This window comes from Bifidobacterium sp. N5G01, assembly GCF_002742425.1.
GTDB classification, from domain to species: domain Bacteria; phylum Actinomycetota; class Actinomycetes; order Actinomycetales; family Bifidobacteriaceae; genus Bifidobacterium; species Bifidobacterium hominis.
This window is the reverse complement of the sequence record NZ_NJNP01000002.1, coordinates 471,491-490,236: the sequence shown is the minus strand read 5'-3', so window position 1 is coordinate 490,236 and position 18,746 is coordinate 471,491. Positions and strand designations below refer to the sequence as shown.

Here is an 18,746-nt window from a genome sequence, read left to right as displayed (position 1 = left end):
TATTAATCATGACTATCTGTCTGCAATTGGACCATGTCAATTACTCATATGGCGCGGCGAAGATCCGCGTTCTTTCGGACGTAAACGTAGATTTCGAATCCGGAAAGATGTATGCGATAACCGGCCCATCGGGAGCGGGAAAGAGCACTTTGTTGTCCCTGTTGGCCGGTCTGGATGCCCCCTCTGATGGAGTGGTTCGTTTTGAGGGCGAGGATATAGCTACGACAGGTTATTCAAAGCACCGTCGCGAACACGTGTCCTTGGTATTCCAGGACCATAATCTGATCGACTATCTCACTCCCGAAGAGAATCTGCGTTTGGTCAATCCCAAGGCCGATATGAAGATCCTCGAGGATCTGGGACTGAGCCGTGAGGAATCGAAGCGCAACATTATGCACTTGTCGGGTGGCCAACGTCAGCGTGTGGCGGTCGGTCGCGCCCTAGTGGCGCCTGGTCGCGCGATTCTGGCGGATGAACCGACTGGCAGCCTGGATCCGGAAATGACTGATGAGGTGATTGATCTTTTGCGTCATGCCGCTCATCAACTCGGTAAATGTGTCATTGTGGTGACACATTCCAAGCGTGTCGCCGATTCCGCCGATGCTGTTTACACCCTCAGGCATAAGAAACTAGCCAAGGCATAGCTCGCTCGCACAGACCGCGTTTTCCGTCGGAACAGCGTGGATTGGGGCGACATGCACGGGTTTGGGTAGATACTTTCGTCGCGGACGCTCGCGTTACTCTGGCATCCGTTCGTTATACCCGCCTGTTTGCGCAAATCCTCGGAGGGATGCGTAGCTCCCTGTGTGTTGCCCCGTTTGCTGAGTGCAAGGGTTGTCATATCGCTTTTGCCTGTTTATACAAGTAAAAACTACTTGTCGTGGGATGCAACTGCGGAACTGGGCTATTGCGCCCAGAGACACAGTGCGAGCGTGTTAGATGACTTGTTATTACAACGGCAGTTCCCGATAAACCAAATCGTCACGGACTGCAAAGCCCTGCCGTTCCCAGAAATCGTTGCCGGCATCGTTGTCTGCGGGCACTCCGACAGCGACTTTCGGCAGACCGATCGTACGAAGCGTTTCAACCACACGGCCCACCAACATCGAGCCAATGCCCCTACCGCGCGCGTCGGGGTCAACCGCCGTGTGGTAGATGCGCGACCGTCTTCCGTCGTGGCCGGCAAGAATCGCGCCAATGATTCTTCCTCCATCGTCCTCGGCTACGAAACAGGTGTCGGGATTGCGTTTGAGAAACGTCTTTATTGCATCCTTGCAATCGTCTATATCCCTCATAGTGAAACCTGTGCATCGCGTCCACAGTCCGTATACCAGCGGATAATCCTCGATTTTCATATGGCGTATGGTCATTGCTATCGGTTCGGTCATATTTCCTTCTTTTTCTTGAACGTTAACTCCGATTCTCGCATCGTTCACGGTATTTTCTGTGCGGGTATGCCATATTTGCGTTGCACGGCCGTTTGCAGCGCGCGTGTCAGGGAAGCCATGGAAGCATCCTGAAGGATAATCCGCCGATTTTCGGGGATATCCCGGATGCGAACACATGGCGACGGCACAGTGAACTGTGCTTAACTGGAATTATGCATATGAAGAACGGAAGTATCGTGAGGACGGCGGCTGTGGTAATCGCAACCGCCATATTGTGCGGCATTGTGCCTATGATTGGCGTCGCGCTGCGCGATTCTGCAATCGCAACAATGCGTGAAACCAATATTTTGCAGGCTTTAGCGGCGCTGCCAGAAGGGTTGCGCGACTGCTCCACGATACTTGCGTACTTGTTTTCAACGGTAGGCTGCATCGCAATCGTCGCCGCGCTCGCCGCTGTCGATTTGCGTATTACCGGCAGCAGGCGCGTCGTCATCCGCGATGTCGCCGTGTCGGTGGCGCCGATACTGTACGTGACCGGCGTCAAATGGCTGGTCGAACGCCCCCGTCCGATCACGTCTGTCGGCAATGGTCTGTTGCCGGGCGATCCAAGTTTTCCGAGTGGTCACACGGCAGCCGCGGTGATCGTATCGGTCATGATGATTCTTACCGTGCGTAATTTCGCGCGCAAATGCTTCCCCGACGGAGAAGATGACGGGCGTGCAAACAGAAGACGGGTGTTTCTCCGCAGGACGATCATCGGCGCTGTCGCGCTTGTCGTGGCGGTCGCCTGTTCGCGATTGCTGCTCGGCTTGCACTATCCGACCGACGTGATTATTTCCGCCACCATCTGCCCACTCATTTCCTACGCCGTGTGGTGTGTATGGAACGCATGCGAAAGCGCGGGGGAGCGGTAAAATCGTGCGCTGGGTCGACGTCGTCGATCAGATGCCAATTCCAAACAGAGTGCTATCTGCCATGTGAGTTCCTTTGATTCTGAAATCAGTTTGGGGATATCCGATTGTGCGTGCAAAACGGCAGGTTGTGTAATACGGCAGTGGTGGTGTGACAAAAGCTGGTTCAATCAAACTAGCGGCGAAAACCTGCGTGCGGCACGGCACGATGCAGCGCGGTGCGGCAGCGGGAAAATCGCAAGAAAAACCACAGTGAAGCCGAGCAAGACAGACCTGACGAAGTGGGTTTGCGACATACTTAGTGCAAGGGAGAGCCAATGGAACTCGAAGAACTTTCGGTCGTTGAAAAGGCTGCAATGCTTTCCGGTGGGTCCGAATGGGATTCGCGAGGCAACGCCCGCGAAGCTCCGCTTATGGAAGAACTCCTGCTTGAGACGGCCGAAGAACCCCTCCGCGGCCGCGTTGTCCGGAGAACAGCCTTTCGCGCTCATCGAACGCGTCAGACCATGCTCCTTGCAGATGCGGATCCACTCGGGCCACCGGTAGCGGCAGCCACGGTCGGAATGGATGATCGGCTTCTCCCCGTCCCTGAGCGTGGAGCACGCGTCGGCGAGCATGCCGTTGGCCAATGCCGCGTTCGGGCTGGTGCCGATCGTCCACGCGACGGGAAGCCCGTCGTGGCAGTCGATCACGGGCGACAGATAGGCCTTGCCCGCGGGAATCGAGAACCCGGCCGGGTCCGTGATCCACAGCCGGTTCGGACGCTCGGCGTGGAAATCCCTGTCCGCCAGATTCTTCGGCGCCTTGGCGGGCTCGCCCTTGTATGAGCCGTACCGCTTCGCGCTCTTGAACAGGGGCGCCAGGCCATGCCTGGCCGTCAGCCGCATGACCCGTTTCGCCGATACCCTGACGCCCATGCTTTCCGGCTCCAGGTGGACCCGCTTGTACCCGTACCCGCGCTTGCTGTTCTCGAACGCCTCGCGCACGAGCTCCAGTAGACCGGAGTCCTTGTCGGGACGTTTCATGGCGTTGAGCTGGTAATGGTACGTGCCGCGCGCGATGCCGACCACGGGCAGCAGGCTTCCGGCGGTCACGCCGAGCCTCTCACTGGTCTGTTTGACGAGGACGGCCTTCTCTCGGCTGGCCGGGCTTTTTCGGGTCTGCGCCCGGCTCTTTTCCCAACAGCTCCAACGTGCCCTTCCGGATCGCGATCTCGATGTCCAGTTCCCTCTTCTCCCGCCGCTGCCGCTCGACATCGGCGTCCAACTCGTCCAGACGGGTCCGCGTCTCCGCCAGCCTCTTCTCCAGCGCCGCCACCGCGTCCGCCAGGCCGGCCGCGTCCCGCGGGCCGGCGGTCGGCGGCATGGCCGCCGGCGTAGAGGGCTCCACGCTGGTTTTCCCTTCCCCGGCCGTCGGGGGCTTCTCTCCAGGTGTCTTCGTCACGTGCGTCTCCTTGGATCCGGCGAGCATCTGCCGTTTCCAGTTTCCCGACGACGGACGCCTCCACGCCCAGTCCGGCGGCGGCATCGCGTGATTCCGACCTTCCGGACGCGGCCGCGACCACCGCCTTCCGCTTCAATTCCTCGGGAACCGGGCCGTGCCTCAGCTTGCGTCGGCCGGGAGCGAGCTCGTCGATCCACGCGGTGAGCAGCTCATGGCTTTTCGGATAGCCGAGCGCGCGCATGGTGCGTTTCAGACGCCTGCCGTGTCCGAGGTAATGGTCCACCGCGGCCCGCTTCTGCTCGTCCGTGTAGCGCCTGTAGCGTTCGCCGCGCCTGGAGGGGACGCCGGTGCGTTCCTCCTCGAGGCGTTCCCGGTACCACACCGGCAGCATCCCTCTGCTGGGATAGCCGAGCTCGCGGATCACGTCCGCGGCGTAGCGCTCGTATCTGACGTACAGGTCCACGGCCCTGTCACGCTGCTCCCTGCTGCACTTCGCCATAAGGGGGTTCTCCTCCCGGTCGGGAAGTCCAAGAAAACGTCACCATCTCGATGCCTTAAAGAGAAAAGTGTCATGCGGTTCATACGAAATGCGAATGAAAACGTAAATGGGCGGTAGCACTGCTACCGCCCGAAAGATTGAGCTTTATTGTATTTGCTCAAAAGCTTGGAAACTTGCTTGCTGCTATGCGGCCACCTTATTTACATAGGGTTTTAGTGCATGTTCGAACAGTGGTATTTGCAGTTGTACCACTATGCCGAAGCCCAGTATCAGCAATAGATACAATCCTTTGGGAAGCCATTGCAGACTGGCCACTGTTAGTCCGATTGCGATGGCTGGAATGATAAGAGCAACCAAAGTCGTAAACGGCGATGTGCCACCGAACAGTAGCGCGTTGCGTAAAGTAGCCATCACTGAGTTTTCGAAGCGTGCCGTTAACGGCCAAGCCCAGACCATGATGATGAGCCATAGCAGCGTTAGCATGATTTTCACTATCATCGCAGCCATGCTGGTAGTGAAAAGCCATAAAGCAATGAGCATCAATCCAGTTGCGGCGAGCACTGACCATATGGCCGTTGCAACTGGGAAGTTTCTTTTAAATGCCGAGAAATATGTGCGAAGCAGGTATCCTCGACCTTCTTTTGCCGCCCAAGCAGCTTCGTAGGAAGCCGATAGCGCGGCCCCAATGGTGACCAACGGGATGCTGCACACTGCTGTAAGTAGAGTGAGTACCGCGGCGTTGGCCACCATATCAAGGCCTCGCATGAAAACAGAGTCCTTAGCGAACACTGTGTTCATATTGGATCAGCCCTTCACCGCACCGGCGGTGATGCCTTGGATGATGTACTTCTGGCATAGTGCGAAGAAGATGACGATTGGAATAATCGCCAGCACCAGGCATGCCATCAGGGCGCCCATATCGATACTGCCGTAGCCTCCACGCAGATACTGGATCACGATTGGAATGGTCTTGAACCTTTGCAGATCCAAGGTCAGATACGGCAGCAGGTAGTCATTCCAAATCCACATGGTCTGCAGAATCGCCACGGTGATAATCGACGAGCGCATCATCGGCACAACGATGGTGAAGAATGTACGCACCGCTCCGGCGCCATCAATCATTGCGGATTCTTCGATTTCCTGCGGAATGGATTTGATCGTACCTGTGAAGATGAATACGGGAAGTCCTGCGCCGAATCCCAGATACACAAGGCAGACGCCCCATGGGGTGTTCAGGCCAAGCATGTCAGCCATCTTCGACAGAGGGAACATCACCATCTGGAATGGAACAATCATGTTCAACAGGAACAACACGTAGATGATTTTCGATGCGACGTTGTTCACTCGCACAATCCACCAAGCGCACATCGAGGTGCAAAGGAGGATGAGAAGCACTGCACCGACCGTAATGACAAGGCTCCACCCAAAGCTGGCAATGAAGTTGGTCTTCTCGATGCCATCCTTGTAGTTGAAGAGTCCCGCAAATTCCTTACCAGTTGGCAAGGAGAAGGTGTCCGCGGAGATGTAGACCTTCTTTTTGAAGGAATTAATCAGCACTAGAGCAAGCGGGAACAACCACGCCAAAGAAATGACCGAGAACAGTCCGGTCCAGAATGGGCCGTGCTTGATGCGCTGGTTCATGCTTGGACCTCCTTACTGGTGGTGAGTTTGTTCTGGATGATGGCAATCAGGGCAACGAGGACGAAGAACATCACTGCCTTTGCCTGGCCTACGCCCTCGAATCCGGCTCGTCCGTAGAACGTGCGGTAGATATTCAAGGCCAGCATTTCCGAGGTGTTACTCGGAGCGCCGTTGGTCAGAGCGAGGTTCTGATCGAAGAGCTTGAATCCACCGGTCACGGTAAGGAACGAGCAGACGGTGATGCTTGGCATCATCAGCGGAATGGTGATGCTCCATAGAATCTGTTTCGGAGTGGCACCATCCACGGAAGCGGCCTCTATCACGTCGCCAGGAACGTTTTGCAGTCCGGCGATGTAAATCACCATCATGTAGCCGATTTGTTGCCAACAAACTAGGATTACCATGCCGATGAATCCGTATTTGGCGTGATATGTCAGCGAGATGTTCCAGTGGGCCAGAACGCCGTTCAACAGCAGCTGCCAGATATAGCCCAGCACGATGCCGCCGATGAGGTTAGGCATAAAGAACACCGAACGGAACAGTTTCGCACCGCGCATCGCCTTCGTGAACATATAAGCGACGAAGAATGCGGCGACATTGATCAATATGGTGGTGACGATGGTGAAGGCCAGAGTGAACAGCAGCGCATGCAGGAAGTCGGGATCCTGGAATGCTCTGACATAATTTTTCAAGCCTACGAATTCGGCATCGGTGATCGTGGTGAATTCGGTGAAGCTGAGATAGATACCCATCACCAGCGGCACTACGAAGCCGAGGGCGAAAGCGAAGCATGTCGGTAGTACAAACAGGGGCCACCAGCGCCTGATGGCCCGACCGGTCATAGTGATCATGACAGGGTTTCCTCACTCGCCGTAAGCAAGCTTGTATTCGCTGGCCCAGTCATTGGTGAATACCTTGACAACATCATCCCAGCTGCCATTGCCCTGAGCGTAGTTAAGCTCTGCGGAACCGAGATTCTGCTCCCACTGGTGAGAAACGGTAGGAACGCTGATTACATCGGTCTTTCCGGCCTTCTGGTATTCACGATTGACGCCCACCAGCGGATTGGTAACTTGGTACTTCTCGTTGTCGAAGCCCTTGAACGGAGACACCAGTCCCATGTCCTGGGAGATGGCCTTAAGCGCGGTATCGGAAGTGACTAGCCAGCTCAGGAACTTTTCAGTGGCTTGCTGATCCTTTTCGGAGACCTTGGAGTTCACGCACCAGTAATTGCTGATCACCTGATTCAGACCCTGGTTCTCTTCGCCCTTGGCGCCAATGTAGATGGGGAACACTCCCAGATCGTTGTCAGACACGGATTGACCCTTGATCTGGTTGTAGGCCCACACGCCATCCTGGAAGAACACGGCCTGGCCTGTGGCGAATTCGGCGATTGAATCATCCATGGTCTTACCGGACAAGGAGCTGGGCTCGACCGTGGAATCCTTAATGTACAGATCGAAGATGTTCTTCATCTTCTTGACATAGGTGCCCTTGACGCTGGACGGAACCTTGGTCATGTCGACACCGTCATCGGCGTATTCGTAGTACAGCGGCACGCTGGGGAGATGGAAGTTATAGCGGAAAGCTGAGCTGGTGTCGAGACCTGCGGAGCTGAACGCTCCCTTGACGCCAATTTCGTCCTTGTGCGCTTGAATCTCGTCCGCGACGGTCTTCAACGCCTTGAAGTTGTTGATGTCTTCGGCGGACTTCACCGTTGACCAGCTGGCGTCGAAATACTTCTTGAGCAAAGACTTGTTGTAGATGATGCCATAGCTTTCGGTTGCGTAAGGAATGGCGATTGGCTTGCCCTCATCGTTGGTCAGCACACGATTCTTGTAATTCTTGTCAAGCTGCTTGTAGATGTCGCTGTTGGACAAATCCTTGGCGTACTTCTTGAAGCTGCTCATGAAGCTCGGGCCATCAGCCTGGAACATCGTAGGAGCGGCCTTCTTGGAAAGCTCCGAACGCAACGTCGCATCGTAATCGGTGCCGCCGGTCTGAATCTGAACCGGAATGCCGGTTTCCTTCTCGAATGCCTTGCCGAGCTTAACCCATGTCGACTGCTCTTCGGCTTTCTTGTTGAGATAGTAGACGCGTCCGTTCTTGCTTTCCGCCGAGGAACTGTTGCCGCATGCGGCAAGTCCGCCGAGGCCCAAAGCAAGAGCAGAAATCACGCCGACTGCACGAAGCATCCATTGCTTGTTTTTCATTTTCAATCCTCCTTTGTTCCCTGTGATCTACTTCGATTTGCGGGAACAATGTATACGATATCATCAAGTTTTCCAACCGTCAAATAATGTATACTGGTTTTAGATGTATACGAGTTCATCGGAGAAACCCCTTCTTGGAGAACACAGGTGTTATCCTTTGAAAAACAACAGAAATGAGGCATCAATTTGAAGCCCACGACGCAAGATGTCGCGAATAAAGCCGGCGTGTCGACGGCCACTGTTTCGAGAACATTCGCTCATCCTGACAAGGTGTTGCAGGAAACGCGTGAAAAGGTTATGACTGCGGCACAGGAGCTTGGATTCACTATCTCGCGTTCCGCTTCGGCGTTGAAATCACAACAATCGTTCCGTATTGCCGTGCTGATTAGCGAGCCGGTGACCACTTGGTTTAACTCTCACATTTGTGGGGCGTTGAATGATGTGTTGCAGCCGGAGGGCTATGACATTTGTACGTATTACATTCCCGATGTAACCAATCGTCGGCAACTGTTTGAGGAGATTCCATTGCGGCACAACGTTGATGCCGTGGTCGTCTCGTCGTTCGGTGTAGACGTGATGGAAATCGAGGATCTTAGACGTCTTGATATACCGTTGATTGGTATCAATGTGCCTGTTACACAGGGTTTTAGCGCCACCATCGGCATTGATGAATATGCCAGTATGCGCTTGGTTGTTAAGCATCTGCATGATCTTGGACACCACAGAGTTTGTTTTGTATGTTCCGAATTGAAGCATGCACCCTTGCCGTATAGCGCTGATTTACGTTCCGATGCCTTCCTGCGTGCATGCCATGACGTTGGCGAATCCATTGAGCCTTTGTTGATTCATGTGCCACGTGAAGTTGATGAACCGGAGAATTACGCGATATCGCAATTGCTGACATGCTCGCCGCGGCCTACGGCAGTCTGTTGTTTGAGTGATGGGATGGCCATTCCGCTGTTATTCAAGCTGATGCGGAGCGGTATTAAAGTTCCTCAGGACATGTCGCTTGTCGGTTTTGATGACAGCACCTATGCAAAGCAATTCAATCTCACCACCGTTCATCAGGAAGTGGATTTTCTTGGTGCTGAGGCAGGGCGTCTGGTGTTGGATCTTATCCGTGGACAACAGCCTGAAGTTCAGAATAGGGTTTTGGATACATATCTTGCATTGAGGGCTTCAACTGCTCCTCTGTCATAAGTCTGATGGAGAAGTCATGAGATGCCATATGGGTATGTGACGGCGAAATTCTCTGCTCGGATGTGCGTCCTATGCGTATATGCTCCTGATTTTGTCGATGCTTAGGAGAATATGCAGGATGCATAAAAGCAAGGGAAGAGCATCTGAATTTTGAGAAGGCTCGTAGTTGCGGTTCCCCTATTCTTGATTGGCGAATGTCTTGCCTCGCAGATGGGGCTGACCCTTTGTTGTTCCTAAAGAAAAACATCCTGGTGGCGAGGACTTGGGAAAGAGAAGGAAACCAAATCCATGTCACCAGGATGAGAGCACGTTCCGATTTCCGGTTATTGATACCGTTTGTCGGAAGGGCTATGGCGGGTTGAGGGGAATGGAATTTTGCCCGCCATCTGTCCACTTATGATGAGTGAAACGTTACATGCTAAGCATGGTAATTAAAGTTCGATCGCCACTCCCTCCCATGGAGCCAGTTCACGCTTCGTAAGCGAAAGTTTGGTGTGAGCTGAATCGTGCGTTGTTATGACGATATGGGATTCGTCGACATCGAGGGGAAGCAAGGCCGCTGTTTCCGACGGAATACGTGCAATCTCTCCCGAGACATTGACCATGACGAGAAGTCGTTTAGCGACCTGCCCGTCCTTGGACGAAAGAGCGCGGACAAACGAATACACCTGTCGATCTGACGCGTCCAGTAGCCGGAAATCTCCTGCGGCCACGACTGGATTCCTGTGCCTTAGATCTATGAGTTGCTTATAGAAAGCGTGCACGGATTCCGGGTCATCGCATTGCGCTGCGGCGTTGATTTCCACGTGGTTCGGGTTGACGCTGATCCACGGTTCGGTGGCTGCGTCCGGCGCGGTGAAGCCGGCGTACTTGGAGCCGTCCCACTGCATCGGCGTACGCGCGTTGTCTCGGCTGCGTTCTGCGATTCCATGCATCATGGATTTGCAGTCCTGCACTCCGGTTTCGATAACTCTCTGCCTGTAGGCGTTTAGGGATTCGAGGTCGCGGTACTGGTCGAGTTCGGTGAAGTGGGCATTGGTCATGCCCAGTTCCTCGCCTTCGTAGATGTACGGGGTGCCGCGGTGCATGTGCAGCAGCAGGGCAAGCGCCTTCGCCGATGCCTCGCGAGTCTCCTTGGTGGAGTCGTCGCCCCAGCGGGAGACGATGCGTGGCTGGTCATGGTTATCGAAGAACAGGCTGGCCCAGCCGGCTTTGGATACCGCATTCTGTTGGCCGTTGAGAATCTCCTTCAGCTTGGGGAGTTCGAGCTTGGTCGGCTTCCACTTGGTATTGTCCTCGCAATCGGCATCCAGATGCTCAAACAGGAACAGCATGTCTAGTTCGCCGTTTTCTGGGTCAGTGATGTGCTCGTTGCGAGCTGGGGTGATGCCCGGAGCCTCGCCTACAGTCAGGAACCCTTCGCGACCGTCGAAGACCTCGTGACGCATTTCGGCAAGAAACTCGTCCTGCCTTGGGCCGTCCGCGCAGAACGGGTTCGGATTCGAATACCCTTCCTCTCCGACCGGCAGATCGGCGATTTCGGAACCTTCCTCACCCGGCAGACGTCCGTTCTTGTCGACCTTCTTCGAAATGAGGGTGATGACGTCCATGCGGAAGCCGTCGATGCCGCGGTCCATCCACCAGTTCATCATCTTGTAGACGGCCTTGCGCACCTCCGGATTCTCCCAATTCAAATCCGGCTGCTTCTTAGAGAATTGGTGGAAATAGTATTCGCCGCGCTTCGGATCGTACTCCCATGCGGAGCCGCCGAAGTAGGAGCCCCACTGGTTCGGCTCGGCGCCCGGGGTGCCCGGCTCGTGGCCCGGCCTGGCGGGACGCCACCAGTACCAGTCGGCGTGCGGGTCGTCCTTGTCGCGGGAGGCCTGGAACCAGGCGTGCTCGTCGGACGTGTGGTTGACGACCAGGTCCATCACGATCCTCAGGCCGCGCTTGTGCGCCTCGTCGAGAAGCTCGTCCATGTCCTCCAAGGTGCCGAACAGCGGGTCGATGTCCTGGTAGTCGGAGATGTCGTAGCCGTTGTCGTCCTGCGGGGACCTGTACACCGGGGACAGCCACAGCACGTCCACGCCGAGGTCGGAGAGGTAGTCGAGACGGCTGGTGATGCCCTTCAGGTCGCCGATGCCGTCGCCGTTGGAATCCTGGAAGGAACGCGGGTAGATCTGGTAGACCACCGCGTTCGCCCACCACGGATTCGGGGTCGCGCCGTTCGAACGGACGCTGTCGGGAAGCTTGGAACGATTGAAATCAGTCATGAAAGCCTTCTTCTTTGACGTTGCTAGATGCAGTTTGTATGAGAGGTGTTGTTCATCTATGGGCAGCACCTCTCATGATTGCTGTTGAAATGTGCTGCGATGGCATACATAGGCACCGTTGCCTTAACAGCTAGGTGGCAGACGGGGTTACCTGCTGTAGATGTTGCTGCGTTGTACTGGCTGAAGTAATTGGACGTACATCATTGGCGCTGCAGCCGGTTTAGCGAAAATCCCCGTTCTGCATATTTGCTCCTTTCTTTCTTCGTCGAAGTGAGTAGCTCATAAAGCTATCATGTATACGATAACATTATAGTATATAAGTCTCAAAGTCAATATCTAGATTGTTATTTGTAAACGTATACACTTTAGGGTTTTAATGCTTTACCTTTCTCAAGCGAGAGAAGCTGCAACATGCCTGTTGTGATTATGGAATTATCGCATTTGCGATGGGCGTGTCATTGATTCTTCTTCGAATCTATGCGGAATGTCGAGTCATACTAATTTCGTACATAAAACAAAACGCGTGTGCGTCCGGGCGGAAACCATCCGGACGCGCACGCGTTTTATTTTGAATTATTGCGATGAGGTCAGTTGCGGGTCAGCACTTCGGCCAGGGCCTGGATGACCGGCTGCGGCATGTGGGACTGGTGTTTGGTCTGCGCGCCAACGCCGTGCAGATCCTCCAGCGTGCTCAGTGCCGGCAGCGCATCCTTGCCCAGCTCGCGGATCGCGCGGTATGCGAGCTCCTTGGTCATGTACAGCATCTGCGCATCCTTCAGCACGGCGAACGCGTCGGCTTCAACCGGATCGTCCGCAACGGCAAGACCGTCGGCGAAATCGATGGCGATTGCGGAGCTCGTCGGCACGTCACGCAGCGTGACGGTCAGGCTCAGCGTTTCCGCATCGTACGCGACTTCCGGAGCGGCGGCAGAGCCGTCGACGGTCGCGCGGACGGCGTGCATCGCTTCCGGAGCGATGCCACGGAACGTGACCGTCCAATCGCGGGAAGCCGGAATGACGTCCGTCGCACCTTCCGCAGGGGCGATCGAGAACTGTGCGGAATCGCCCTCAAAACGCAGCGCCATTTCGGTGGATGCCCAACGATCCTTGCTCTGTGCGGCACCGTCATCCTCCCACAGCGTGAAGCTGTTTTCGGCACCCGGGAACACCACTACCTGCAGTGCGCGCGGGTTGGCCACGGAGTTGAGCGCCTCACCCTCGGCGGGAATCTGCAGCGGCACGATCGCGCCGGGCTTGGCGAACACCGGCATGCGGTCGAGATCGCGCCAAGCCTCCAGACGGCGGCCTTCGGCCGGACGAGACGTGTAATGGCGACCGTCGAAGAAATCGAACCATTCGCCCTGCGGCAGCCACACGTCGGCCTTCGCACGCTGCACGGAACGCTCGGCTGGATCGACGATCGGCGCGACCAGCAGCTCGGTGCCGAAACGGAATTCGTCGGTGAGCTTGTATGCGGCTTCGATTTCCGGATAGTCCCAGTACAGCGGCTGCACGAGCGGCTCGTTGTCGAATGCGGCGCGACGGTTCATCGTGTACAGGTACGGGATCATCGCATGGCGCAGGCGCAGCGCGGACGTCATCGCACGTTCCGCATCGCCGTGGAAGTTCCACGGCTCCTTGCCGTTGAACGGCGAATCGGTGGAGTGCAGACGGTTGATCGGGCTGAACGCGCCCAGCTGGTACCAGCGGACCTCCAGCTCCTCGTCACGGTAGCCGAACATGTGGCCGCCGATGTCGTGGCTCCACCAGCCGTAGCCGATGTTGGAAGCGCAGGCGGTGAATTCCGGCTGGAACTTCAGCGACTCCCACGTCACGACGGTGTCGCCGGAGAAGCCGATCGGGTAGCGGTGCGAGCCCGGGCCGGCGTAACGCGAGAAGGTGAGCGGGCGCGGGTTGCGTTCGCTGTAGTCGCTGCCGTCGTTGCGGGCGGAATCGAGGTAATGCAGGTGGTTCAGGCCCCACAGCGGGTCGAGGCCCGGCTGCCGCGTCAGGCCGCCCTGCTGCCAGTCAATCCACCAGAAGTCGACGCCATCTTCCTCCATCGGGTGGTGGAGCTGGTCGAAGTAGACCTCCATGAACTTCGGATCGGTCAGGTCGAACTGCACGGCCTCGCCGCTTTCCGGATCGATGTTCATGGCCTTGGCGACCTGCGGATACAGCTCTTCGAACGCGCGCACGCCGTCCCTCGGGTGGACGTTGAGCGTGGCCTTCATGCCATGCTCGTGCAGCCAGTTGAGGAAGCGCTTCGGATCCGGGAAGAAGTCCTTGTTCCACGTGTAGCCGGTCCAGCCGGAGCCGTACTTCGGGTCGACGTCGTCAACCAGGTGCCAGTCCATATCGATGACGGCCGTGGTGAACGGGATGCCTTCCTTTTCGAAACGTTCGACGAGCTGACGGTATTCGGTTTCGGTATAGCGGTGGTAGCGGCTCCACCAGTTGCCCAGCACGAAGCGCGGCAGCAGCGGGGTCGGGCCGGTCAGGCGGTACAGGGCGTGCACGGCCTCGCGGTAGCGGTGGCCGTAGCCGAACAGATACAGGTCGGTGGTCGGCTCTTCCTTCGGGGTCACCCACGTGCCGAAATCGTTGTGGTTGCCGTTCACTTCGGCGGTTTCGCGGATGACGTTCGACTTGGAATCGTCGATGATCGCCCAACCGTCGGTGCTGTTGACGCCCGGATCGACGGGGATGCGGCCGTTCGCCTCGTCGAGCGTACGGTAGGTGCCGCCGAGGTTCCTGCGCTGCACGTCGCCGTAATGCCAAGTGTTTTCGATGGCGTTGACGTGCTTGACGGTTGCGTACAGGCCTTCCGGAGAGAACTTGCGCTGGTTGTAGGAGATATGCAGCGACGGGGTGTCGATTTCCAGCCAGCCATTACGTTCGGTGACGGTGAATTCAGGCTTTTCGCCGAAATCACGGACCATCGCCATCTGCGTGGCGTCATCCACGAAACGGCCGCTGTCGGACCATTCGAAACGGACGAGCGCGTCCGTGATGAGGCCGATGCGCCAATGATCGCCCTGGATCACCGAATCCGGATTCATTGCCGGATGGGCGTTGAGCGTGGCCAGCGAGAACAGTGTGCTGTCTACCATGTGGGGCTCCTTTGAGTGTGGGAAAAATCGGGAGAACTGGATTGGGGCCGTGTCATCATATGCGACGGTACGGTCCTGTTTGAATTACTTGATGCGCTTGATGGTCAAGACCGACGCGCCAGCGCACAGTGCGATGACGATGGCGTTAAGCACGGTCCAGGCGAGGAAGCCGAAGAGGTACCTCCACTTGACTGCCGGTTTATCGGCCTCCTGCTGGACGTCCGTATTGGCGTCCAAGGCGATGCTCGTGTCGCTGCTTTGCTGGTCGCGTATCTCATTATCCTTTCTGTGCGCTGCGAAACATCGCTCTCCGCGTTGAGTGATCAAAGCATGTTCCGCATTGAAGAAAAGTCAGCAAAACTTACTTTCGTTAAGAAAGATAGCGCTTGTGCAAAAAGGTATCAATATCGGCGAGTCGCTTGAAATTGCAACGATATACGCATATCGAAACGCTTGCCATCGATTGCAAAATGGAACGATGCGATTTTATGCGCGTTCTGCGCCACCGCATACCCTCTTCACCGCGCCCATATGCCGATTGTGCGAGCAAAACGACAGGTTGTGTAATACGGCAGTGGTGATGTGACAAAAGCTGGTTCAATCAAACTAGCGGCGAAAACCTGCGTGCGGCACGGCACGATGCAGCGCGGTGCGGCAGCGGGAAAATCGCAAGAAAAACCACAGTGAAGCCGAGCAAGACAGACCTGACGAAGTGGGTTTGCGACATACTTAGTGCAAGGGAGAGCCAATGGAACTCGAAGAACTTTCGGTCGTTGAAAAGGCCGCAATGCTTTCCGGTGGATCCGAATGGGATTCGCGAGGCAACGCCCGCGCAGACATCCCCAGCTTCGTGATGAGTGACGGCCCCCACGGTGTACGCCGCCAGCTCGGCGAAGGTGACCATCTCGGCATCGGCGCATCCAAGCCGGCCACCTGCTTCCCGACCGCAGGAACCGTAGCTAATTCTTGGGATCCGGCGCTCGCTGAAGAGATGGGCGAGGCCCTCGGCAGCGAAGCACACGATCTTGACGTGAATGTGCTGCTCGGCCCAGGCTTGAACATCAAGCGCAACCCACTGTGCGGACGTAACTTTGAGTACTACTCCGAAGATCCGATTGTCGCCGGACGCATGGCAGCAGGCCTGATTCGCGGCATTCAGAGCAACGGCACCTCCGCATGTCCGAAGCATTTCGCCGTCAACAGCCAGGAATTGCGCCGTCAGGCCAGCAACTCCGTGGTCGACGAACGCACCATGCGCGAACTGTATTTGACCGGTTTCGAAATCGCAGTGCGCGAAGCCAAGCCGCTGACCATTATGACCTCCTACAACGAGATTAACGGCGTCTACGCGCACGAAAACAAGCATTTGCTGCAGGAGATTCTGCGCGACGAATGGGGCTTTGACGGCATGGTCGTCTCCGATTGGGGCGGATCCAACTCCGCGGTCGCAGCAGTCAAGGCCGGCGGTTCTCTGGAAATGCCGTCTCCGGGCTTCACTTCCGTACGTGAGCTGGAAGGTGCGGTCAAGGCTGGAACCTTGTCTGAAGCCGACCTCAACGCTCGTGCCGCAGAAGTCGCAAAGATCGCCGCAGCGACCAAGCTGGTCGGCGTTGGACGCAACGATCTGCTCAAGGACGAAGTCGCAGCGGCCCATCACGAGGTGGCACGCAAGGTGGCGGAAAGCTCCAGCGTGCTGTTGAAGAACGATAACGCAACTTTGCCGTTCAAGGCTGGCACTCGTGTGGCTGTGATCGGCGATATGGCGGCAACCGCACGCTATCAGGGATCCGGCTCCTCCAAAGTGAACGCCACTAAGGAAGAGAACATTCTTGAGGAAGTCAAGAACGTTGAGGGCCTGGTGCTTGCCGGTTACGAGCAGGGCTACGACCGTCAAGGCAAGGCTGATCGCGTGCTCGTGGAAGACGCCGTAGCCCTGGCCGGTAAGGATAATGTGGATGTGGTGCTTGCGGTCGTCGGTCTTGATGAGCGTAGCGAATCCGAAGGTCTTGACCGTTCCACCATGGCGATTCCGCAGGTGCAGAACGATTTGGTCGAGGCGTTGAAGGGTACTGGCAAGCCGATTGTGATCGTGCTTGTTGCCGGTTCTCCGGTGGAACTGCCGTGGATCGATGATGTTGCCGCAGTACTTTACGTGGGCCTGTCCGGTCAGGCCGGCGCTTCCGCAACCGTACGTGCACTGACTGGCGAAGTCAATCCATCCGGCCACTTGGCTGAAACCTGGCCGGTGCGTTACGAGGATTGCCCGAGCTCCGGTTGGTATCCGGCAATCGGTCGCGATGCGATCTACCGCGAAGGACCATTCGTTGGCTACCGTTATTACGAGACCGCCGGTGTGCCGGTGCGCTTCCCGTTCGGCTATGGCCTGAGCTATTCCAAGTTCACCTACAGCGCCGCAACCGCCGGCGAAAAGGGCGTTGACGTGATGGTCAGCAACGATTCCGACGTTGCCGGTTCGACCGTTGTACAGCTGTATGTGCGCGGCCCGCAGGGTGGCGTGCTGCGCCCCGATCGCGAACTCAAGGGCTTCGCCAAGATTTCGCTTGCCGCGCATGAAAGCAAGAGCGTGCACATTGATTTCGATCGTTATACCTTCCGTCACTTCGATGTTGCCAGCAACGAATGGAAGACTGAATCCGGCGAGTGGACGCTGATGGTGGGCGACAATGTCGAGCATCTGCCGGTTTCGATTCCGCTCACTGTTGCCGGCGATATCGATCCCGTTGCCGCAGATGTTGCGCTCGGACATTACCTCAGTGGTCACGTCAAGGAAGTGACCGATGCTGAAATGGCCATTCTGTTCGGTCGTGAGGTTGTGGCTCCGGGAAAGCCGGTGACGTTCGATGTGAACGATCCGATCATGTCTTGGGTGGATTCCAAAGGCCTAGTGGCGCGTACCGTCGCCAAGACGCTCACCAAGCAGGAAGCCAAAATCCGCCAGAAAACCGGTGCTCCGGACCTTAATACCCTCTTCATCCTGAACATGCCTCCGCGAGCCATGAGCAAGATGACCCAAGGCATGGTCGATTCCGCGATGGTCGACGCCATCGTCAAAATCGCCAACGGCCACACCTTCCGCGGATTGGGCGGCGTTATCGCTGGCTTCTTCCGCAACCAATCCGCAAACATGCGCACTGCAAGGGAGCTGAACAATGACTGATAACAACGCGACGCAGCCGGCCAAGAAGGTCGGACCGATCCGCCAGTGGATCAAGGATCACCCGAACATCTGGGAATTCATCCTGTTCAACGTGCTGTCAAACATCTCCACCATCACCCGTTTCGTGGTGACCTGGATTGGCACCGCCATCTTCATCAGCGGCATGGGCCTGACTCAGCCGTTCCACTTTCTGATCTTCAACTACGACACCCAGGGAAACGGTCTGGGCGGTTTCCTCACTTTCCTGCTTGCCGAGGTGCTCGCCCAGGTGGTGAACTTCTTCGTGCAGATGAAGTGGGTGTTCAAGTCTGACTCCAGCTTCAAGGACGCCGCTTGGAAGTATGTGATCCTCGCCATGATCATCGTGGTTGTGAACCTCGTGCTGCCGGGCTACGTGACTAGTCTGTGCCAGGGTTGGGGCATGGGCGCTGGCATCGCCGGCACCATTGCTTCCGTGGTCAACACCCTGCTTGCCGTGATCGTGAGCTACCCGCTGCTCAAGTTCTGGGTTATGCCGAAGAGCAAGGACTCCAAGGAGGCCACCGAGTAACCCTTCATAGCTGACTTCCCTTTCTTCCTCTCCTCAACCCGCCCGGTCTTCCCCCTTTTCCCGGGCGGGTTTTCTTATGACCTTTTGCTGCTTTCTCGTGATTTCTCAATATCGCAATGCAATCGTCAGCAGTGCTGTCGGCGTAAAATCGAAAGTGAGATTGGCGTAAACTTGAAAGTGCGGAATGATGAGTGATTTGGCGAGGTCCTAAAGCTTCGTCAACCATTAAACCATTAAACGGGGTCGTTCTCTTCCTCTCTCATGACCTCGTTGGAAAAGCCCTGCATAGCTGCGGGGCTTTTCTTTTTGCCCAGAAAGACATACGCTAACCGGCCCC

The 18,746-nt window shown here is 56.4% G+C and carries 14 protein-coding genes and 1 pseudogene; 6 read left to right on the top strand and 9 right to left on the bottom strand.

Translation table 11 applies throughout. The annotated features are described in order from the left end of the window. Positions 1 to 8: 8 nt before the first annotated feature. The gene (locus CE168_RS05635; RefSeq protein ID WP_099571468.1) at positions 9 to 644 is read left to right on the top strand and encodes an ABC transporter ATP-binding protein; all 636 of its coding nucleotides are present in this window, start codon (positions 9 to 11) and stop codon (positions 642 to 644) included. Positions 645 to 950: 306 nt separating this feature from the next. On the opposite strand, the gene CE168_RS05630 is transcribed toward CE168_RS05635, so the two are convergent. Next, positions 951 to 1,388 (bottom strand): GNAT family N-acetyltransferase, encoded by a 438-nt coding sequence (locus CE168_RS05630; protein ID WP_080723487.1) that lies wholly within the window; start codon positions 1,386 to 1,388, stop codon positions 951 to 953. Between the two features lie 212 nt (positions 1,389 to 1,600). Between CE168_RS05630 and CE168_RS05625 the strand changes: the two genes are divergently transcribed. Then, positions 1,601 to 2,302: a phosphatase PAP2 family protein gene (locus tag CE168_RS05625; protein WP_099571467.1), complete on the top strand. Its 702-nt coding sequence runs from the start codon at positions 1,601 to 1,603 to the stop codon at positions 2,300 to 2,302. A gap of 167 nt (positions 2,303 to 2,469) precedes the next feature. On the opposite strand, the pseudogene CE168_RS09170 reads toward CE168_RS05625, so the two are convergent. The 6 genes and pseudogenes from CE168_RS09170 to CE168_RS05600 all read right to left on the bottom strand — a co-directional run. Next, positions 2,470 to 3,396, bottom strand: a pseudogene (locus CE168_RS09170) (IS3 family transposase); the annotation flags it as partial. 7 nt (positions 3,397 to 3,403) lie between these two features. Then, complete coding sequence (locus tag CE168_RS09165) at positions 3,404 to 3,742, bottom strand: hypothetical protein (RefSeq protein ID WP_236824342.1); 339 nt, start codon at positions 3,740 to 3,742, stop codon at positions 3,404 to 3,406. A 682-nt stretch (positions 3,743 to 4,424) separates the two neighbouring features. Further along, complete coding sequence (locus tag CE168_RS05615) at positions 4,425 to 5,039, bottom strand: YesL family protein (protein WP_099571466.1); 615 nt, start codon at positions 5,037 to 5,039, stop codon at positions 4,425 to 4,427. A gap of 6 nt (positions 5,040 to 5,045) precedes the next feature. Further along, positions 5,046 to 5,882 (bottom strand): carbohydrate ABC transporter permease, encoded by an 837-nt coding sequence (locus tag CE168_RS05610; protein ID WP_021913073.1) that lies wholly within the window; start codon positions 5,880 to 5,882, stop codon positions 5,046 to 5,048. Continuing rightward, the gene (locus tag CE168_RS05605) at positions 5,879 to 6,733 is read right to left on the bottom strand and encodes a carbohydrate ABC transporter permease (protein ID WP_039776028.1); all 855 of its coding nucleotides are present in this window, start codon (positions 6,731 to 6,733) and stop codon (positions 5,879 to 5,881) included. Before CE168_RS05605 ends, CE168_RS05610 begins: the two co-directional genes overlap by 4 nt. 12 nt (positions 6,734 to 6,745) lie before the next feature. After that, positions 6,746 to 8,095: an ABC transporter substrate-binding protein gene (locus CE168_RS05600; protein WP_226560252.1), complete on the bottom strand. Its 1,350-nt coding sequence runs from the start codon at positions 8,093 to 8,095 to the stop codon at positions 6,746 to 6,748. A gap of 186 nt (positions 8,096 to 8,281) precedes the next feature. On the opposite strand from CE168_RS05600, the gene CE168_RS05595 reads away from it, so the two are divergent. Beyond that, a complete protein-coding gene (locus tag CE168_RS05595) occupies positions 8,282 to 9,295 on the top strand; it encodes a LacI family DNA-binding transcriptional regulator (RefSeq protein ID WP_099571465.1) in 1,014 nt (337 codons plus the stop codon). Positions 9,296 to 9,726: 431 nt separating this feature from the next. Here the strand turns inward: CE168_RS05595 and CE168_RS05590 are convergent, their stop codons facing one another. Both CE168_RS05590 and CE168_RS05585 read right to left on the bottom strand, forming a co-directional pair. Continuing rightward, positions 9,727 to 11,568: a glycoside hydrolase family 13 protein gene (locus CE168_RS05590; RefSeq protein ID WP_099571464.1), complete on the bottom strand. Its 1,842-nt coding sequence runs from the start codon at positions 11,566 to 11,568 to the stop codon at positions 9,727 to 9,729. Between the two features lie 587 nt (positions 11,569 to 12,155). Beyond that, entirely contained in the window at positions 12,156 to 14,681 is a 2,526-nt protein-coding gene (locus CE168_RS05585; RefSeq protein WP_099571463.1) for a glycoside hydrolase family 31 protein, read from the bottom strand. A 15-nt stretch (positions 14,682 to 14,696) separates the two neighbouring features. On the opposite strand from CE168_RS05585, the gene CE168_RS08930 reads away from it, so the two are divergent. From CE168_RS08930 to CE168_RS05570, 3 genes are all read left to right on the top strand, one after another. Further along, a complete protein-coding gene (locus CE168_RS08930) occupies positions 14,697 to 15,104 on the top strand; it encodes a hypothetical protein (protein WP_143433062.1) in 408 nt (135 codons plus the stop codon). Positions 15,105 to 15,429: 325 nt separating this feature from the next. Beyond that, complete coding sequence (gene gluB / locus CE168_RS05575) at positions 15,430 to 17,859, top strand: beta-glucosidase GluB (protein WP_099571461.1); 2,430 nt, start codon at positions 15,430 to 15,432, stop codon at positions 17,857 to 17,859. Beyond that, the gene (locus CE168_RS05570; protein WP_099571460.1) at positions 17,852 to 18,409 is read left to right on the top strand and encodes a GtrA family protein; all 558 of its coding nucleotides are present in this window, start codon (positions 17,852 to 17,854) and stop codon (positions 18,407 to 18,409) included. Before gluB ends, CE168_RS05570 begins: the two co-directional genes overlap by 8 nt. Positions 18,410 to 18,746 lie beyond the last annotated feature (337 nt).

What these genes read in the sequence shown, in the direction of transcription:
- CE168_RS05635 (WP_099571468.1), top strand. Translation starts at nt 9, where the DNA reads ATGACTATCTGTCTGCAATTGGACCATGTCAATTACTCATATGGCGCG.
- CE168_RS05630 (WP_080723487.1), bottom strand. Translation starts at nt 1,388, where the DNA reads ATGACCGAACCGATAGCAATGACCATACGCCATATGAAAATCGAGGAT.
- CE168_RS05625 (WP_099571467.1), top strand. Translation starts at nt 1,601, where the DNA reads ATGCATATGAAGAACGGAAGTATCGTGAGGACGGCGGCTGTGGTAATC.
- CE168_RS05615 (WP_099571466.1), bottom strand. Translation starts at nt 5,039, where the DNA reads ATGAACACAGTGTTCGCTAAGGACTCTGTTTTCATGCGAGGCCTTGAT.
- CE168_RS05610 (WP_021913073.1), bottom strand. Translation starts at nt 5,882, where the DNA reads ATGAACCAGCGCATCAAGCACGGCCCATTCTGGACCGGACTGTTCTCG.
- CE168_RS05605 (WP_039776028.1), bottom strand. Translation starts at nt 6,733, where the DNA reads ATGATCACTATGACCGGTCGGGCCATCAGGCGCTGGTGGCCCCTGTTT.
- CE168_RS05600 (WP_226560252.1), bottom strand. Translation starts at nt 8,095, where the DNA reads ATGAAAAACAAGCAATGGATGCTTCGTGCAGTCGGCGTGATTTCTGCT.
- CE168_RS05590 (WP_099571464.1), bottom strand. Translation starts at nt 11,568, where the DNA reads ATGACTGATTTCAATCGTTCCAAGCTTCCCGACAGCGTCCGTTCGAAC.
- CE168_RS05585 (WP_099571463.1), bottom strand. Translation starts at nt 14,681, where the DNA reads ATGGTAGACAGCACACTGTTCTCGCTGGCCACGCTCAACGCCCATCCG.
- gluB (WP_099571461.1), top strand. Translation starts at nt 15,430, where the DNA reads ATGGAACTCGAAGAACTTTCGGTCGTTGAAAAGGCCGCAATGCTTTCC.
- CE168_RS05570 (WP_099571460.1), top strand. Translation starts at nt 17,852, where the DNA reads ATGACTGATAACAACGCGACGCAGCCGGCCAAGAAGGTCGGACCGATC.